Source organism: Streptomyces justiciae (assembly GCF_015163075.1).
Lineage (GTDB): Bacteria > Actinomycetota > Actinomycetes > Streptomycetales > Streptomycetaceae > Streptomyces > Streptomyces justiciae.
The window spans coordinates 1-17,448 of the sequence record NZ_JADDXU010000008.1; the positions used below are offsets into that span (position 1 = coordinate 1).

Here is a 17,448-nt window from a genome sequence, read left to right on the forward strand (position 1 = left end):
GCACGCCGGCACCGGCAGATACAGGAGCGGCGTACAACGATTCCCCCAACTTGTGGGAACTCGGTGTGTGCTGCATCACGTTCCAGTTAGATGATTGCAAGTGAGCGAACCGACGTGCCGTACGTACGGACGCAGCCTGCAGGGGGTCCAGGTGAGTGCTTCCAGGCGTAGTGGGACCACCGACGAGCTGGGGCCGGACGAGCCCGAGCAGCCCGACCAGCCCGACCGGGACGGCGCGGATCTGCTCGCCGCCCTGCTCGACGGCATGGACGCGGCGCTGTGCGCCTTCGACGCGGACGGCGTCGTCACCCATTGGAACCGCGAGGCCGAGCGGATTCTGGGCTGGACCGCGGCCGAGGCCGTGGGGCGGCAGGGCTTCGCCGGGTGGGCCGTACGAGAGGCCGACGCCGAGGAGGTCGAGGGGCGGCTGATGTCCGCCATGCAGGCCCCGGGCCGGCAGGTGCACGAGTTCGCGCTGCTGACCAAGGACGGCGGCCGGGTCCTCGTACGGACGCAGTCGGCCGCCGTACGCGGTCCGGACGGCAAGCCTGCCGGGGTGTACTGCGCGTTCAGCGAGGTGCACGCGCAGATCGACCTGGAGCGGTCGATCGCGTTGAGCGAGGCGCTGTTCGAGGACGCCAGCTGGGGTGTCGTGCTGGTCGACGCGGATCTGCGGCCCGCGGTGGTGAACGCGCACGCGGCGCGGGCGCTGGGCATCGGCCGTACGTCCGTGCTGGGGCGGCCCCTGGGCGAGCTGCTCGCGCAGGGCGTGGAGGAGCTGGAGAGCGCGCTCACGCATGTGCTGGCGGAGGGTGCGCCGCCCGCCCCGGCGGAGATCTGGGTGAGCGTGCGGACACCGGAGGGCGAGCAGCGGCGCTGCTGGCGGTGCGGGTTCGTACGGCTGGCCTCGCCGCTCGCGGAGGAGCCGGTGCCGCTGGGCGTGGGCTGGCTGTTCAACGACGTCACCGCGGCCAAGCAGGCCGAGCAGGAGGCGTCCCTGCTGCGCTTCCGCGGCAACCAGCTGCATCGCGCGGCCCGCGCGGCCGCCGAGTGCGAGGACCCGTCGGAGGCGGCAACGATCCATCTGGACTTCGCGCTCGCCGGCTTCGCCGACCACGCGCTGATCGACCGGGTGGCGGGGGACGGCTCCCTGGCCGACGGGGACTCGGACGTTCCGGTACGACTGGTCCGGGTCGCCGCGACTCCCTCCGGGGCGCCGGGGCCGAGCCCGCTGACCGGGCAGGCGGGGTTTCCGGTGCGGTACGCGGAGGGGCATCCGGCGTTGCAGTGCGTGGAACGGGTCGGGTCGGTGCGGGCGAGCGTGGGCTCGGTACCGGCGGAGCGGGCACGGGAGTGGGCGCTGGCCCGGCAGTGGCCGCCGGACGCGGTGCACGCGCTGTGCGCGGTGCTGCGGAGTCGGGGGCGGACGTTGGGGGCGGTGACGTTTCTCCGGGGGGCTGGGCGGAGTTCGTTCGAGCGGTCCGACGCGGCTTATGCGGAGGATGTGGCGATGCGGATCGCTGTGGCGTTGGATCTGGCGGGGGTGTTGCGGGGGTGAGCTGAGCGCCGGTTTGCGGGTGCGGGCAGGGGCGTTTCGCTTGCCCGCGCCGGCGGGGTGCCGCCTGCGCCCACCCGTGCCGCCCCAGCGGCACGACTGCCCGCAGTTAGGTGCCTACCGCCGATAGAAGATCCTGTCCCCGTACTCCTCGAACACCCGCTCGTTCCACTCCAGCCCCCCGTCCACATTCCCCGACCGCAGCATCGGCGGCTCCACGCCCCGTTCCGCCAGGGACGTCGCCGCTGTTGCCACCATTGCCTGCATCAGGGCGGACGTCACGACCGTGGAGGCGGGGGCGAAGGGGGCGGGGACCGTGTCGAGGGTGAGTTCCGCGTCGCCGATGGCGATCTTGGAGTCGAGGACGACGTCGCAGTGGTCCTTGAGGTAGGTGCCGGAGGAGTGCCGGGAGCGGGTCTCCGTGGCGTACGCCACCGATGTCACGCCGATGACCTTCACCCTGCGCGCGCGGGCGCTCATCGCCATCTCCACCGGCATCGCGTTGCGGCCGGAGAGGGAGACGATCACGAGGGCGTCGCCCGCGCGGAGCGGCGAGGAGTCCAGGACGGCGCTCGCGAGGCCGTCGACGCGCTCCAGGGCGGAGCCCAGCGTCGCCGGCATGACGTCGACGCCCACCATCCCGGGCGCGGCGAGGAGGTTCATCAGCGCGAGGCCACCGGCCCGGTAGACGACGTCCTGCGCGGCGAGCGAGGAGTGCCCGGCGCCGAAGGCGAACAGCCGGCCCCCGGCCGCGACGGTGTCGGCGAGGAGCGTGCCGGCCGCGGCGATGGGCTCGGCCTCCTCGTCGCGGACCCGCTGGAGCAGGCCGATGGCGGCGTCGAAGAACCGGTCGGCGGGCGTGCCGTCGCTCATACGAACCCCTTCGGGTTGGCTGTGTCGCGGATCACCGTGCGGTCTGGACCAGTGCGGTGTCAATACGGCCGTGCCGAAGGCCCCGGAAGGGCGTCCCGCGGCGGTCCGCGGGCCCGCGAAACCAGCTCGTTTCACCGGCGCGGCACGGTTGTCAGTGCTATGCGTCAGAATTGAGGTCAGGGCCAGCGCACGCGCCGCGGAGTGGTCGCGCTTCCGGCAGAGCTAATCGAGGGGCACGTATGTCCGGACTGATCGACACCACGGAGATGTATCTCCGCACCATCCTCGAGCTGGAGGAGGAAGGTGTGGTCCCCATGCGCGCCCGGATCGCCGAGCGGCTCGACCAGAGCGGGCCGACCGTCTCCCAGACGGTGGCGCGGATGGAGCGGGACGGCCTGGTGTCCGTGGCGAGCGACCGGCATCTGGAGCTGACCGACGAGGGCCGCCGGCTGGCGACGCGCGTGATGCGCAAGCACCGCCTCGCGGAGTGTCTGCTCGTCGACGTGATCGGCCTGGAGTGGGAGCAGGTCCACGCCGAGGCCTGTCGCTGGGAGCACGTGATGAGCGAGGCCGTCGAGCGCCGCGTCCTGGAGCTGCTCCGCCACCCCACCGAGTCGCCGTACGGCAACCCGATCCCCGGCCTGGAGGAGCTCGGCGAGAAGGACGGCGCCGACCCCTTCCTCGACGAGGGCATGGTGTCGCTGGCCGACCTGGACCCGGGCGTCGAGGGCAAGACGGTCGTGGTGCGCCGCATCGGCGAGCCGATCCAGACGGACGCGCAGCTGATGTACACGCTGCGGCGCGCGGGTGTGCAGCCCGGCTCGGTGGTGAGCGTGACGGAGTCGGCGGGCGGGGTGCTGGTGGGCAGCGGCGGTGAGGCGGCCGAGCTGGAGGCGGACGTCGCCTCGCATGTGTTCGTCGCCAAGCGCTGACCGGCCGGTCGGCCTGGGGTTTTTCCAACTGCGGTGGCTGTAGGGGCAGTTGTGGCGTCCCGGGGGGAGGCTGCCGGTGTGGCGTCGGTGTGTGGCCGATTCGAAGATTCAGTGCGTCGAATCGCAGCGCTCCGACGCCCCGCGTGCAAGGCTGTCGCGTGAGGCATATGACCTGAGGGGGCCGGGATGATGTGCCGCAGACATGTGGAGGGCCCCGGCGCCATGTGGCGCCGGGGCCTGTCCTCCCCTGTGCTGACCCGGAGCCCCGAGCTCTCAGGGTCATTCCCCTCGGACCGATTTCCCCGAGCGGTCCGCCTCCCGCAGAAGATCTCCCCTCGGTCACGGCGATCAATCCTTGAGTGAGGTCACTCGAATGAGGGGTGTTGGCGGCGGAGGACGCATTTTCGAATAGGCATTCGATAGCCTTTGGGTGACACGCCGGGCGGAACGTGCGCTTCAGGGAGGGGCGGCGGCGCGACAGCGAGCACGTCAGGCAGGGCAAGGCAGACATGGTTCACAGGACCGGCCGGCTGAGCGGGAGCAAGCGGTCCGAGCGGAGCTAGGGGGGTGCCAGGACCAATGGCGCGGCGCATCGACGTGACCGGAGCGGGCGGCGTACGCCTTGCCGCCTGGGAGTTCGGCGACCCTCCCAAGCCCGACCAGGCGGCGGAGCCGACGGAGCTGGGCGTGGAGCAGGGCGGTGCCGCCGGTCGGCGGGCCGGGCAGCGGACCGTCCAAGGCGCCCTCGACCGCGCACCCGGCGTGCTGTTACTGCACGGCCTCATGGGCCGCGCCTCCCACTGGGCCCCCACCGCCCGCTGGCTGTCCGAACGCCACCGGGCCGTCGCTCTCGACCAGCGCGGCCACGGCCGCAGCGACAAGCCCCCGCAGGCCTCCTTCACCCGCGAGGCCTACGTCGAGGACGCCGAGGCGGCCCTCGAACAGCTCGGCCTCGGCCCGGCCGTCCTCATCGGCCACGCCATGGGCGCCCTGACCGCCTGGCAGCTCGCCGCGAAACGGCCCGACCTGGTCTCCGGCGTGATCATCTGCGACATGCGGGCCTCCGCCCTCGGAGCGGCCTCGCAGCGGGAGTGGGCCGACTGGTTCAAGGCCTGGCCCGTCCCCTTCGCCACCCTGGCCGACGTACGCAAGTGGTTCGGCGAGGACGACCCCTGGGTGGAGCGCCCGAACCCCGCCCGCGGCGAGTTCTACGCCGAGGTGATGGCCGAGTCGCCGGACGGCTGGCGGCCCGTCTTCGAACCCGAGCAGATGCTGAAGTCCCGGGAGACGTGGGTGTTCGACGCGCACTGGGAGGAGCTGGCGCAGGTCCAGTGCCCCGCGCTGGTCGTCCGCGGCCTCGACGGCGAGCTGGGGCGGGCGGAGGCGCAGGAGATGGTGCGGGTGCTGCCGCGGGGGGAGTACGCGGAAGTGGCCGACGCCGGGCATCTGGTGCACTACGACCAGCCGGACGCCTGGCGCGCGGCCGTGGAGCCCTTCATCGACCGGCTGTTCGCAGGGCGGTAGCCGTCAGCCCCTTTGCCGGCCCGTCAGTCCTTTGCCGGCCCGTCAGCCCTTGCTGCCCGTAGCCGTTGCCGACCGCCGCCAGGATCTCCGTCTCAACCCTTGCTGACCGCCGCCAGGATCTCCGGCAGCCGTGCCGCCGTCCTCGGCGCCGCCAGCCGCAGCCCCGCCAGCGTGACCGCCGCCCCGTACAGCGCCCCCACCGGCAGCAGCACCCAGCTCCACCGGTCGCCGTCCCGCATCACGTTCAGCCAGATCGTCAGCGTGATGACCGGGGCGCACAGCAGCGCGGCGGCGATCATGCCGCCGAAGATGGAGATCCACGCGAGCCCAGTCTGGCCGGGGGCCACGTTCTTGTAGCCCTCCTGCGGGATGGAGTACGGGAAGCGCGCCGAGGTCCAGGCGCCCGTCGCCAGCATCGCGCCCAGCAGGGCGAAGGACAGGCCGAGCGCCTCCGGCAGCCTGGCCCAGTCGCCGAGCATCGCCGTCGTCACGACGGTCACGAGCGTCGCGTACGGCAGGGTGATCACCAGCAGCGCCAGGGCGCGGCCGCGCAGCTCGACGTACGCGTCCCGGGGCGAGGAGATGGTCGTCGCGACCATCCAGAACGCGGAGGTGTCCTGCCCGAACTGGTTGTACATCTGGATGCCGAGCATCCCCGCGGCGAAGCACGCGAAGTAGATCGAGCCGGTGCCCTGAAGGGCGTTGAAGACGGGCACGATCAGCCCGATCGCCAGCGAAGTCACCCACGCGGCCTTCGTCTTCGGGTCGCGCCAGATGTAGCGCAGGCTGCGCTCGACCACCGTGCCGGTCCGCCCGCCCGGCAGCAGACGCCCGAGCCCCGTCGACGTCCGCTCACGGGCGGCCGACTCGGTGGCGGCCTGGAGCGTGGAGCCGTCCGGCGAGATCATCAGCCGCGTCAGCTGCCGCGACCAGAGGGCGACCAGCGCCACCAACGCACCGGCGCTGAGCACGAGTTGGGCGACTGCGACGCCGTACGACCCCGAACTCGCCGAGTCCACCGCCCCGATCGCGGACGCCGGCGGCACCCAGCGCAGCACGTCCCCGGCCGGGTCCAGCTGCGCCAGGCCGCTCGAACCCAGGCGCTGCACACCGAAGTTGGCGAGCTGCGCCCCGATCGCGATCACCAGCCCGCTCAGCACCGCCAGGTCGCGCCCCTTGCGGCTGGTCAGCAGCCGGATGTTGGCGACGGCCACGGCCCGCGCGAGCGCCACGCACACCAGCAGCGCCAACACGACTCCGACGACGGCGACGACGTACGCCGCCCCGCCGTGCGCCACCGACACCGCCGAACCGATCAGCAGGCACAGTGTGAACACCGGCCCGATCCCCACCAGCGAGGCCGCGAGCAGCGCCCGCACCAGCGGCCGGGGCCGCAGCGGAAGCATCACCAGCCGGGTCGGATCGAGCGTCTCGTCCCCGCCCGGGAAGAACAGCGGCATCACCGCCCACCCGACGGCCAGCACCGCCACCAGCAGCACGGCCACGGACACGGCGTGCGCGTTGCCCCGCAACGCGATCAGCCCGAGCAGTTGCAGCGCCGCGAACAGCAGCGTGATGACCGCCGACGCGACATACGCGGCCCGCCGCCCACCGGACTGCCGCAGCCCGTTCCGCAGCAGCGACAGCTTCAGCCGTACGACGACGGCGGTGACGTCGGCACTCATCGCGCCGCCCCGCCGCCCAGCCAGTCCAGATCGGACCCGGCGTCCCGCCCGTGCGCCCCGACCAGCTCCAGGAACGCCTGCTGCAACGAGGGCGCCTCGCCGCGCACCTCGGCGAGCGTGCCATGGGCCCGGATGCGTCCGGCGGCCATCACGGCGACCCAGTCGCACAGCGACTCGACGAGCTCCATGACGTGCGAGGAGAAGACGACGGTGGCGCCGGAGGCGGTGTAGCGCTCCAGCACCCCGCGGATGGTCTGCGCGGACACCGGGTCGACGCCCTCGAACGGCTCGTCCAGGAAGAGGACTTCGGGGTTGTGGAGGAGCGCGGCCGCGAGCCCGATCTTCTTCCGCATACCGGTCGAGTAGTCGACCACCAGCTTGTGCTGCGCCCCGGCGAGATCGAGGACGTCGAGGAGCTGCGCGGCCCGCTTGTCGACCTCGGCCCCGGGCAGCCCCCGCAACCGCCCGGAGTAGCCGAGGAGTTCACGCCCCGAGAGCCGCTCGAAGAGCCGCAGCCCCTCCGGGAGGACCCCGATCCGGGCCTTGACCTCGACGGGGTCCCGCCAGACGTCGTGCCCGACGACCGAGACGGACCCCTGGTCGGGCCGCAACAGCCCGGTGATCATGGAGAGGGTGGTGGTCTTCCCGGCTCCATTGGGCCCGACAAGCCCGATGAACTTCCCGGCGGGCAGTTCGAGATCAATCCCGGCAACGGCAATCTGCTGCCCGAACCGCTTCCAGAGCCCATGCACACTTACGGCCGACGTCATGCATGCCAACCTACAAAAAGGGGCGCGAGGAACCGCGCAGGTTATCGATCCCGACCGCACGCATAGGCAAGCGGCGAGATCAACTCCTCAGCATCCGGCAACCACCGATTCGCCGGGGTGGGCCGACAAGCCCACTGCACAGCTCCACGCGATCCGTAACGAGTAGGGGGAGCAGCTACGTACGCCCCCTCACCCAGCGCAACCAGGTCAAGAGACGACGGCGTCCACCCCAGCTTCCGCACCAGCTCCGGCACCTTCACAGACGCCCCTGGCAACACGAAGAAGTGCATCCGACGATCAGGCGACAGCGTCACCGGCCCGAGCGTCAACTCCATCCGCTCCATCCGGGCCAGCGCGAGAAACCCGGCCGTCTCCGGGACGGACACCGCATCGAAGGTCCGCCCCGTCGGCAGCAGAATCGACGCCAGCGGCTGCTTCTGCCACAACCGGCGCGCAACCGTCGCACTGCCGGTCGCCTGCGTCGCCCAGTCCTCCCGCGCCGGGTGCGCGCCGGGTGCGGCGCACGCCGCCTCGCCGCAGGAGCAGCGCTGCACCCCGTCGACGGCTTCCAGCCAGGTGCCGGGGAAGACGTCCCAGTGGCGCTCCTCGGCGTAGCGTACGGCTGTCTCCAGCAGCGATTCGCCGCGCTGCTTCGGAATCTGAGCGGCTTCGGTGCCCGCGATCGTCTCTTCCACGATGAACACAACTCCCGCACCCACCTGGAGTTACGGGCGTAGCGCGCGCGGGGGAGGGGCATCGATTCCGCATCTGGGGCGCATGGATGCACGTGTGGGGGCGCGCGGGAGGAACGGCGGCGTGATCGGGGTAGCCAGCTGTGGGGGCGGCAACCGCCTTTACCCCGGCAATCCTCGCAAGCCTCGCATTTTCGGTCGGTTCGCGGGGCATTGATCTTCACGGCCGGATTTTTTCGGTGGAAGACACGTCAACTCGGTGCGTGGGCAGGCACCGCAGCCACAGGGGGTACGCCATGGCCGCAAGGCCTCTCGTCGCGCGGCAGCCGAACGAACGACTGCAGGCGCTCATCCAGGAAGCGGGTTGCTCGAACGCCGGGCTGGCCCGCCGCGTCAACATGTGCGGTGCGGAGCACGGCCTCGACCTGCGCTACGACAAGACGTCCGTGGCGCGTTGGCTGCGCGGCCAGCAGCCGCGGGGCCGGGCGCCGGCGATCATCGCGGAGGCGCTGGGCCGCAAACTCGGCCGTACGGTCACGATCGACGAGATCGGTATGGCCAACGGCAAGAACCTCGCCTCGGGCGTGGGTCTCCAGTTCTCGCCGACCGTACTGGGGGCCATCGAGCAGGTCTGCGAGCTGTGGCGCAGTGACGTGGGGCGGCGGGACTTCCTGTCCGGCTCGTCCGTGGCCGCGTCCGCGCTCGTCGAGCCGAGCCGCGACTGGCTGATCTCCTCGCCGGACTCGCAGGTGGCGCGCTCGGCGGGGCCCCGGGTGGGGCAGTCGGACGTGGCGGCCGTGAAGGCGATGACCCAGGCCCTCGTGGACCTCGACCACCAGTACGGCAGCGGGCATGTGCGGCCGGTCGTCGTGCACTACCTCAACAGCGTCGTCTCCGGGCTGCTCGCCGGGTCGTACCGGGAGGCCGTGGGGCGTGAACTGTTCGCCGCCGTCGCGCGGTTGACCGAGCTCGCCGGGTACATGGCCATCGACACCGGCCAACCGGGCCTGGCGCAGCGGTACTACATCCAGGCGCTGCGGCTCGCGCAGGCCGCCGGGGACCGCGGCTACGGCGGGTACGTCCTCGCGGCGTCCATGAGTCATCTCGCCGCGCAGCTCGGAAACCCGCGGGAGATCGCGCAGTTGGCGCGCGCGGCGCAGGAAGGGGCGCGTGGGCGCGTGACACCGCGCGCGGAGGCGATGTTCTACGCGGCCGAGGCGCGCGGGCACGCGCTGCTGGGCGACGCGCGGGCGGCGCAGGCGGCCTCCGGGCGGGCGGTGAGCGCGCTGGAGTCGGCGGACGCGAACTCCGGGGACGACCCGGCGTGGATCGCGCACTTCGACGAGGCCTATCTGGCCGACGAGTTGGCGCACTGCCACCGCGACCTCGGCCAGGCCGAGGCGGCGGCGCGACGGGCGCAGGAGTCGCTGGACGGGCTGCCGGAGACCAAGGCGCGGCGCCGGGCCATCGGTTACGTCCTGCTGGCCACCGCGCAGGTGCAGCAGCGCGAGATCGAACAGGCCTGCCACACCGGCCTGAAGGCCGTGGAGTTGCTGGAGACGGTCCGGTCCAATCGGGGCGCCGAGTACCTCGACGACTTCCAGCAGCGCCTCGAACCCTTCCGGGACGAGCCTGTGGTACGGGAGTTCGGGGCCCGGTTGGAGCTCCAGGCAGCCGCGTGAAATCTGTGGGTACGGGGGTGTGAACTCCCGGGAAACGAAGGCTCTTGAGCGAAAAGGAGGGCTTATAGAGCGGATGTGGGCCCGGTTCTGTTACCGCGGTCACAGGGACGCAGGTCACGTCCCGTGCTGCGTGGCACCGGGCTCGGGGGACCCGGTAGCGTGAGCCGACGATTCACAAGGTCCCCCATTAGTAGGAGTCCCGGTGACGCAGAGTGGACAGGGCGAGGAGCCCTCGCCGCGCGTGGCGCGCGAAGGCATCGTGCTGCCCTCGGACGGTGGCGAACCGCTGCTGCCGGGCATGACGGGCGTTCCCGCGGGCGGCCCAGGCGGTCACATACCGGCCCCCGCCCCGGCGGCACCGCCCGCCGCGCCGCCGGGCGCCCAGGCCTGGGGCACCCCGTGGGGACCCGACCAGGAGGTACCGGCCCCGCAGCAGCCCGGCCCCGGTGAGGGCTGGGGGGCGTCGCAGGGCCAGCCGTGGGGAGCGCCGGACCCGTACCAGGCACAGGCCCCTGGCCCGTATCAGGGGCAGGCCCAGGCCCCGGGGCCGTACCAGGGCCAGGCGCAGGCACCCGACCCGTACCAGGCGCAGTCGCCGGGCTACGACACCGACCAGGCGACCTCTTACTACCTGCCGCCGGTCGCCCAGACGCCGCCCGCGTCGCCACCGTCGCCGCAGGAGAGCACCCCGGCCTCGCAGCCGCCCGGCTACGACACCGACCAGGCCACCTCCTATTACCTGCCGCCGGTCGCCCAGACCCCGCCCGCGTCCCAGCCGCTGCCGCAGGAGAACACCCCGGCGCAGGCACAGCAGCCGTCCGGCTACGACGCCGACCAGGCCACCTCCTACTACCTGCCCCCCGTGGGGCAGCCCTTGCCGACGCCGCCCGCGGACGGCCCGTACGGCGCCCCCGCCGGACCCGGCGCCGCCACCGGCGTACCCCTGCCGCCCGCCGACGAGGGCGCCACGCAGTACATCCCGCCGGTCGCGCCGGGGGCGCTGCCGCCCGAGGTGCCCGCCGAGCGGAGGCAGTTCCTGGGGCAGCCGCCGCAGGGACAGGCGCCGGGTGCCGGGCCGATGCCGCCCGTGTCGGGGCCGGACGCGGAGGCGACGCAGTACATCGCGCCCGTGCCCGGGCAGCACGGCGGGGAGCGGCAGCCGCCCGCCGAGTTCGACAACCTCTTCCGCAGCGGGCCCGGCGGGGACGGCCCGGCCGGGGCGACGCAGGTGCTGCCGCGGTTCGAGCCGGCGCAGGGCCAGCCGCAGCCGGCGTACATCCCGCCCACCGGCACCGGACGGCGGGCCGCGCAGGCGGACGAGCGGGACCGCAGCGGGCCCACCCGGTCGCGGGTGCCCGCCATCGCCGCCGTCGGCATCGGGATCGCCGTCCTCGGCATCGGCGCGGGCGCGCTGCTGGCGAGCGGTGGGGGCGACGACAAGGGGGACGACAACAAGCCCGTCTCCGCGACCGCCCCGGCGACCGACGGTTCCGCCTCGCCGTCCACCGACCCCGCGAAGGAGCAGGCGGTCGCCCTGGACAAGCTGCTCGCCGACAGCGGTGACAGCAGGGCGTCCGTGATCAGCGCGGTCGGCAATGTGAAGGCCTGCAAGGACCTCGGTCAGGCGGCCACCGACCTGCGCGACGCCGCGACCCAGCGGAACGACCTGGTCACCAGCCTGTCCGGGCTGTCCGTCGACCAGTTGCCGAGCCACACCGAGCTGACCACCGCCCTCACCAAGGCGTGGAAGGCGTCCGCGTCGGCCGACAACCACTACGCGGCCTGGGCGGATCAGGTCGCCGCCAACAAGAAGGGCTGCAAGAAGGGCCAGGCCCGCTCCACCCCGCAGACCATCGCCGGCAACCAGGCGAGCGGCGAGGCGACCACCCAGAAGAAGACGGCCGCCCGGCTGTGGAACGCGATCGCGAGGAAGTACGGCCTGACCGAGCGCACCTACACCCAGCTGTAGCCGACAGGCCCTAGCCGACCTCGGCGTTCTCCAGTGTCTTGCGGACGTCGGTGAAGCCGGGGTGGGCGGCCACGAGTCGGCCCTTGCGGACGACCTGGAGCGTCACGTCGGTGTTGACCAGGCGGGTCAGGCCGATGGCGGCGAGGCCGTTCTCGTACTCCCAGTTGAGGGTCGGGGTGAGGCCGCCGGTGCTGACCTTCAGGCCGCCGTCGAGGGCCTTGCGGATCGCGGTGCCGGTCACCTCGCCGTCGCCGAGCGACTCCAGGACGGCCCGCAGGACGGTGTAGGCGATCCAGGTGGTCTGCACCCCGGCGTCCGCGGGGTCGATGCGGTTGTCGCCGAACGCCTCCTTCTTGATCACCCGCTTCATGGCGTCCCAGCGCTTGTCGCTCGCGACCGGGTACCAGCTGGTGATGTACGACCCCTCGTACGGCCCCGACTGCCCGCCGGAGGCGTCGATCACCGTCTGGTCGACGCTGCCGAGCACGGTGGCCGTGCGCACCGCCGGGTAGTTCTCGCGGGCGCGGCGGAAGGAGTCCATGAAGGTGCCGGTGTGGTCGCCGAGGGCGGGCACCACGCAGCCCTTCTTCGCCGGGTCGGTGGTGGTGTGGTCCAGGGCGCGCTCGGACTGCGCGGAGTACTCGGTGGCGTCCTCGTCGGCCAGCTGGTCCGCGGCGGTGGGGTGGCCGCCCGCCTTGAGACCGGAGTCGATCATGGCGGGCAGTTCGTCGCCCGCGATGGAGTCGGGGCGGACCAGGGCGACGGGCCCGCAGGCGCCGGCGAGTTCCTTGCCGAGGCCGGCCAGCAGGCTGGGCTGGCCGCCGTTGACGGGGAAGGAGAGCGGGCTCTCGAACTCGGAGTTCGTGATGCCGTAGCCGCCGAGATAGGGGATGTCGGCGCTCTCCAGGGTCGGGAAGAACGCGTCGCCGTGCTGGCTGTAGGAGCCGACGACCGCGACGACGCCCTCGTCCGCCGCGCGCTGGGCGCACTTGGCGGCGGCGACGGTGTCGTTCTGGTCGTTGCAGACCAGGATGGAGAGCTTGCGGCCGTTGATGCCGCCCTGGGAGTTGATCCAGCGCGCGTACGTCTGTGCGAGGGCGGGCATGCCGGGCTTGTTGGTCGCGTTCGTGTCCATCGGCGCCCAGGTCATGATCTTGATCGGGTCGTCCCCGGCGCCCCCCGTGACACCGGGGACGACCCCGCAGCCGGCTATCAGGGACGCACATCCCACCAGGGCCCCCGCCGCGAGGGCGGTGGCTCTGACGGGCCGCGTGAAGGTGGGGAGGAAGGTGCTGCGGGTGCGTCGCCTGCCGGTCATGGGCACACACGCTTCCGCCACACCGCCAACCTGGGAGTGACGTACGGTCAACGGTTGGTGACGCGAAGGTGAATTGCGGGGGTCGGTGAAGCCGGTGTGACGGGGAACGTACGATCGATGACCGTGCAAGGTTCGGAGAACTCTTCCCGTCGCGGCCGTCGCTCATCCACCATGGGCGCTATGCCACTGAACGACATGCCGTGGTGGCGCTGGCGCAGCAATGTGCGCTCCGCGCTGCACATGCTCTCCGACCCCGGGTTCCAGCGGGACGTCTGGCTGGCCGGCGTCGAGGGGTACGGGGACGTCACCGACGCCGTGTACCGCCTCGTCGAGGACACCTGGCTCGACAACTGGTCCGCCGAGAAGTACGTCGGCACGATCTTCCGGGACTCCCAGGAAGCCGCCCTCGTCGACACCGCCGTCCTGCGCGTGCTGCGGATCATGCACCAGGTCGGCCCGGACGCCCCCGTCTCCGTGTACATGGAGAACCCGGGCTGGCCGGAGGCGGTGCGGGCGGCACGGGACGCGCACGTCCGCATGGCGACGGCCGACGGGGAGGACCCGGACGCCCCGCCGCGCACGCTGCACGTGCTGCAGATCATGACCCGGTCCGCGTGACGGACTCGGTCACTGCGGCGCCGGTGGATATGCGACCCTGTCCTGCATGAACGCGCAGTCCACCCGAGCCGAGGCCCCGGCCGAGCAGTACGTCCTCACCCTGTCCTGCCCCGACAAGCAGGGCATCGTGCACGCCGTGTCGAGCTACCTCTTCATGACCGGTTGCAACATCGAGGACAGCCAGCAGTTCGGCGACCACGACACGGGTCTGTTCTTCATGCGCGTCCACTTCTCCGCCGAGGCGCCGGTGACCGTGGACAAGCTGCGGGCGTCCTTCGCGGCGATCGGTGACTCCTTCCACATGGACTGGCAGATCAACCGGGCCGAGGACAAGATGCGGGTCGTGCTGATGGTCAGCAAGTTCGGGCACTGCCTGAACGACCTGCTGTTCCGGGCGCGGATCGGGGCGCTGCCCGTGGAGATCGCGGCCGTGGTGTCCAACCACACGGACTTCGCCGAGCTCGTGGGGTCGTACGACATTCCCTTCCACCACATTCCGGTGACGCGGGAGAACAAGGCGGAGGCCGAGGCGGAGCTGCTCCAGCTGGTGCGGGAACAGGACGTCGAGCTGGTCGTGCTGGCCCGGTACATGCAGGTGCTCTCCGACGACCTGTGCAAGCAGCTCAGCGGGCGGATCATCAACATCCACCACTCCTTCCTGCCGAGCTTCAAGGGTGCGAAGCCGTATCACCAGGCTCATGCGCGGGGTGTGAAGCTGATCGGTGCGACCGCGCACTATGTGACCGCCGACCTCGACGAGGGGCCGATCATCGAGCAGGAGGTCGAGCGGGTCGGGCACGACGTCACGCCGGACCAGCTGGTCGCGATCGGGCGGGATGTCGAGTGCCAGGCGCTGGCGCGGGCCGTTAAGTGGCATGCGGAGCGGAGGATTTTGTTGAACGGGCGGCGGACGGTTGTGTTCGCCTAAGAGCTCGGGTTCATGGGTGGTGGGGCGGCTGCGGGTGAGTGGGGGCTGGTCGCGCAGTTCCCCGCGCCCCTGGAAGTACGTCAGCTGAACGCCCTTCTTTAGGGGCGCGGGGAACTGCGCGAGCAACCACGAACCACCCGCAGCCGCCGACGAAACAGAACCGCCCCTTACATCCGGCTCAACGACGCCGCCGCGAACAGCACATCCCTGATCGCCTCCCGGTCGCCCACCTGCCCGGCGGCCGCCTCCTCCGGCGACACATGGCCCGCGGCCACCTGGCAGAACTCCACGCCGTCCAGCGCCACATGCGCCACCTCGTGCTCCGCGGAGCCCACCGCCGCCGGGGAGTCCAGGGGGATCAGCCACTCGCCGCCGCCCAGGCCCTCGATCTCCAGGCGGAGGGTGCGGCCGGGTTCGCCCGCGGTGACCAGATGCCGGCCGTGCACGGGAGACGCCAGCCCGTGCTGGCGCCGTACGGCCACCGCCGTGGGCAGCATGCGGGCCGCGAGGTCGATCATGCGGTTGAGGTGGCGCGGGGACGGGGGTTCGTACGGGTAGTCGACGGCCTCGGCGATGTCCTCCGCGTGGACCCAGCACTCGAAGGCGCGGTCCAGCATCGCGTCGTGCAGGGGGAGTTCGAAGTCGCCGTAGGAGACGGACAGCTTTCCGGCGCCGCCGCCCGTGAACGACACCGTGCGCACCAGGTCGTGGCTCTGCTCGCGCCAGGGGGCGCGCACGGAGCGGGTGGGCGGGAAGTGCGAGCCCCGCCAGTACGCCTCGGTGCGGGCCGCCGGGGTGGGCGCCTGCGCGGTGACCTCGCCCAGCGGGTCGTCGAGGCCGAGGGCCAGTGCCACCAGGCCGTCGACGGTGAGCAGATGCGCGATCACGCCGGCGACGGTCGTACGACGGCTCGTCGCCGCGTCGGCCTCGAACCAGCGCAGCCGCACGGGCGCGTGCCACTCCGCGTCGCCCATGTCACGCAGCAGGGCGTCGAGCCGGGCGGTCTCGGCGTCGTACGGCGCCGCCCACTCGGGTACCGGGATGCGGGGCGGGCGTCGGTCCAGGCAGCCCTCCAGGACGCGGGTGCGCAGGCCCGGGTCGAGGTCGAGGCTCTCGGGCGGGTGGAGCAGGCCGACCGCCTCGCGCAGCCGCAGCGCCTCGTCCGCGCACGTGCCGCACGCGCCCAGGTGGTCCTCCACTGCGGCCGTCTCCTCCGGCGAGCAGGCGGCCAGCGCCCAGGCGCCGAGCAGCGACTTCAGAACGGGGTGCTCCAGGACGAGCGGCGCCGGCTTCGGCAGCTCCTCCAGTGGGGGCAGCGGCTGTCCCGTGTCCTCGACGGAGGCACGGGGGAGCGGTATGCGGGGCGGCTGGTCGGGGTTCTGGGCGGGGCCGGGCGCACCGCCGTCGGAGCCGCCCTGACCGTCACCGTTACCGGGGCCGGGCGGCGTGGTGTCGTGGGGGCCGTGTCCTTCGGTCTCCTCGTGGCCCTTCCCGGCTCCGCGGTCCTCGTCCTTCTCCCGGCCCTCCCAGTCGTCCTGGCCCCCGTGCTCGTCGTACGCCTCGAAGCGGTTCGGCTCGTTCACGCCGCACCCCCGTATCCCGGAGGGGCTCCGGGTGCGCCCGCGTCATGGGCCGTGGACAGCAGTTGCAGGCCCAGGCGGAGGCGGCGGCGGGCCTCGTCCTCGGTGACGCCGAGGTCGGCGGCGGTCTGGCGGTAGTCGCGCCGCTGGAAGTAGGCCAGCTCCAGGGCGGCGCGCAGCGGGGCGGGCATGGACGTGACGATGTAGTCGGCGCGGGCGGCGACGGAGGCGTGGCGGACCTTGCGCTCCAGTTCCTCGGTGGAGCCGCCGCCGCCCTGGGCGAGGGCGGCGGTCTCGGTGGCGCGCAGGCGCTGCACGGCGAGGCGGTGGGTCAGGCCGGCCACCCAGGTGCGCAGCGGACCCTGCTTGGGGTCGTAGGCGTCGGGGTGCTGCCAGACGTGGGCGAAGACCTCGCGGGTGATGCCGTCGGCGGCGCGCTCGTCGCCGAGGACGCGGTGGGCGAGGCCGTGCACGAGGGAGGCGAAGCGGTCGTAGAGCTCGCCGAGGGCGGCCGCCTCACCGCGTGCGAGCCGCTGCTGCATCTTGCGGTCCCAGCGGGGCGGTGCGTCCTTCTTCGCCATGCGGCCCCCTCACCCTGTTCGCCTGCCCGTCGAGCCGGGCGCCGTGCCCGTCAAGCCTGAACCCACCGTCTCCTCGAATGTAGTCGGCACGTCTGACAGCGCACGCCCCTTTGTCGCAATGCGCGCCCCCGGGGAGCGGCGGGGTGATAGTGGACCTTCGCCTACCCCACCGTTTCGTGCTCATCCCCGATCGAACAGGATCGAAGGCGACTAAAACAAGCCTCTTTTGATCGGTTTCCGTTTCCCGGCTCGTGTTTCAGGGCACCGCCGGTGGGCAGCCGCGCTGCAAGGAAGCGTAGGAATCGCTTCCGTTTCCGGCGAGCGAAGGGCGTGGTGGTGGCGTTCAACGTGACCGGCGACGAGCACGGAGACTGGGCCGTGCTGCGGGTGTCGGGCGAGCTGGATCTGGTGACGTCGCCGGTGCTGCGTCAGCGGGTGCACGACGTGGTGGCCGAGGGCCGCCACAGTCTCGTCCTGGACCTCTCGGAGGTCTTCTTCTGCGACTCCAGCGGCGTCGGCGTCCTCATCGCCTCCCGCCGCCTGATCCGCTCCTGCCAGGGCCGGCTCCGCCTGATACTGCCGGCCCAGGGCGCGACGGAGGGGTCGCACGTCAACAGGGTGCTGGGCGCTCTGGGCGTACGGCGGCTCTTCGACGTCCACCTCGACGTGGGCTCGGCGACGGAGGACGAGGCGGGCCCGCTGTCGGCGTAAGGGCCCCGTTTCCACAAAGGTCTCCGCTGT

General features: G+C 72.2%; 15 protein-coding genes. 8 read left to right on the forward strand and 7 right to left on the reverse strand.

Translation table 11 applies throughout. The features are described from left to right. Nucleotides 1–151 precede the first annotated feature (151 nt). A complete protein-coding gene (locus IQ210_RS22300) occupies nt 152–1,558 on the forward strand; it encodes a PAS domain-containing protein (protein ID WP_194080848.1) in 1,407 nt (468 codons plus the stop codon). 114 nt (nt 1,559–1,672) lie between these two features. Here IQ210_RS22300 and IQ210_RS22305 read toward each other — a convergent pair whose 3' ends face one another. Beyond that, the gene (locus tag IQ210_RS22305) at nt 1,673–2,428 is read right to left on the reverse strand and encodes an SIS domain-containing protein (protein WP_194080849.1); all 756 of its coding nucleotides are present in this window, start codon (nt 2,426–2,428) and stop codon (nt 1,673–1,675) included. Between the two features lie 239 nt (nt 2,429–2,667). Here IQ210_RS22305 and IQ210_RS22310 point away from each other — a divergent pair, with 239 nt between their 5' ends. Together IQ210_RS22310 and IQ210_RS22315 are read left to right on the forward strand one after the other, a co-directional pair. Continuing rightward, nucleotides 2,668–3,360: a metal-dependent transcriptional regulator gene (locus IQ210_RS22310; protein WP_004000347.1), complete on the forward strand. Its 693-nt coding sequence runs from the start codon at nt 2,668–2,670 to the stop codon at nt 3,358–3,360. A gap of 579 nt (nt 3,361–3,939) precedes the next feature. Then, the gene (locus tag IQ210_RS22315; RefSeq protein ID WP_194080850.1) at nt 3,940–4,884 is read left to right on the forward strand and encodes an alpha/beta fold hydrolase; all 945 of its coding nucleotides are present in this window, start codon (nt 3,940–3,942) and stop codon (nt 4,882–4,884) included. 92 nt (nt 4,885–4,976) lie between these two features. Here IQ210_RS22315 and IQ210_RS22320 read toward each other — a convergent pair whose 3' ends face one another. From IQ210_RS22320 to IQ210_RS22330, 3 genes are read right to left on the reverse strand one after another with little or no spacing between them, the layout of a single operon-like run. After that, complete coding sequence (locus tag IQ210_RS22320) at nt 4,977–6,569, reverse strand: transporter (RefSeq protein ID WP_194080851.1); 1,593 nt, start codon at nt 6,567–6,569, stop codon at nt 4,977–4,979. Then, a complete protein-coding gene (locus IQ210_RS22325; protein ID WP_194080852.1) occupies nt 6,566–7,339 on the reverse strand; it encodes an ABC transporter ATP-binding protein in 774 nt (257 codons plus the stop codon). Before IQ210_RS22325 ends, IQ210_RS22320 begins: the two co-directional genes overlap by 4 nt. Before the next feature lie 41 nt (nt 7,340–7,380). Beyond that, the gene (locus IQ210_RS22330) at nt 7,381–8,043 is read right to left on the reverse strand and encodes a bifunctional DNA primase/polymerase (protein WP_194080853.1); all 663 of its coding nucleotides are present in this window, start codon (nt 8,041–8,043) and stop codon (nt 7,381–7,383) included. Between the two features lie 284 nt (nt 8,044–8,327). On the opposite strand from IQ210_RS22330, the gene IQ210_RS22335 reads away from it, so the two are divergent. Then, nucleotides 8,328–9,713, forward strand: a complete 1,386-nt coding sequence (locus tag IQ210_RS22335) for a transcriptional regulator (RefSeq protein WP_194080854.1) — start codon at nt 8,328–8,330, stop codon at nt 9,711–9,713. 202 nt (nt 9,714–9,915) lie between these two features. Beyond that, the gene (locus IQ210_RS22340) at nt 9,916–11,682 is read left to right on the forward strand and encodes a hypothetical protein (RefSeq protein ID WP_194080855.1); all 1,767 of its coding nucleotides are present in this window, start codon (nt 9,916–9,918) and stop codon (nt 11,680–11,682) included. 10 nt (nt 11,683–11,692) lie between these two features. On the opposite strand, the gene IQ210_RS22345 is transcribed toward IQ210_RS22340, so the two are convergent. Next, nucleotides 11,693–13,000 (reverse strand): ABC transporter substrate-binding protein, encoded by a 1,308-nt coding sequence (locus tag IQ210_RS22345; protein WP_194080856.1) that lies wholly within the window; start codon nt 12,998–13,000, stop codon nt 11,693–11,695. A gap of 117 nt (nt 13,001–13,117) precedes the next feature. Here IQ210_RS22345 and IQ210_RS22350 point away from each other — a divergent pair, with 117 nt between their 5' ends. Together IQ210_RS22350 and purU are read left to right on the forward strand one after the other, a co-directional pair. Further along, on the forward strand, nt 13,118–13,618 hold the full coding sequence (locus IQ210_RS22350) for an SCO4402 family protein (protein WP_079310506.1): 501 nt from the start codon (nt 13,118–13,120) through the stop codon (nt 13,616–13,618). Nucleotides 13,619–13,664: 46 nt separating this feature from the next. Continuing rightward, complete coding sequence (gene purU / locus IQ210_RS22355; RefSeq protein ID WP_194080857.1) at nt 13,665–14,546, forward strand: formyltetrahydrofolate deformylase; 882 nt, start codon at nt 13,665–13,667, stop codon at nt 14,544–14,546. 167 nt (nt 14,547–14,713) lie between these two features. Here the strand turns inward: purU and IQ210_RS22360 are convergent, their stop codons facing one another. Continuing rightward, nucleotides 14,714–16,129 (reverse strand): maleylpyruvate isomerase N-terminal domain-containing protein, encoded by a 1,416-nt coding sequence (locus tag IQ210_RS22360; protein ID WP_194080858.1) that lies wholly within the window; start codon nt 16,127–16,129, stop codon nt 14,714–14,716. After that, on the reverse strand, nt 16,126–16,707 hold the full coding sequence (locus tag IQ210_RS22365) for a sigma-70 family RNA polymerase sigma factor (protein ID WP_194080859.1): 582 nt from the start codon (nt 16,705–16,707) through the stop codon (nt 16,126–16,128). Before IQ210_RS22365 ends, IQ210_RS22360 begins: the two co-directional genes overlap by 4 nt. 330 nt (nt 16,708–17,037) lie before the next feature. Between IQ210_RS22365 and IQ210_RS22370 the strand changes: the two genes are divergently transcribed. Next, nucleotides 17,038–17,418, forward strand: a complete 381-nt coding sequence (locus IQ210_RS22370; RefSeq protein WP_194080860.1) for an STAS domain-containing protein — start codon at nt 17,038–17,040, stop codon at nt 17,416–17,418. The last annotated feature ends 30 nt before the right edge of the window (nt 17,419–17,448 follow it).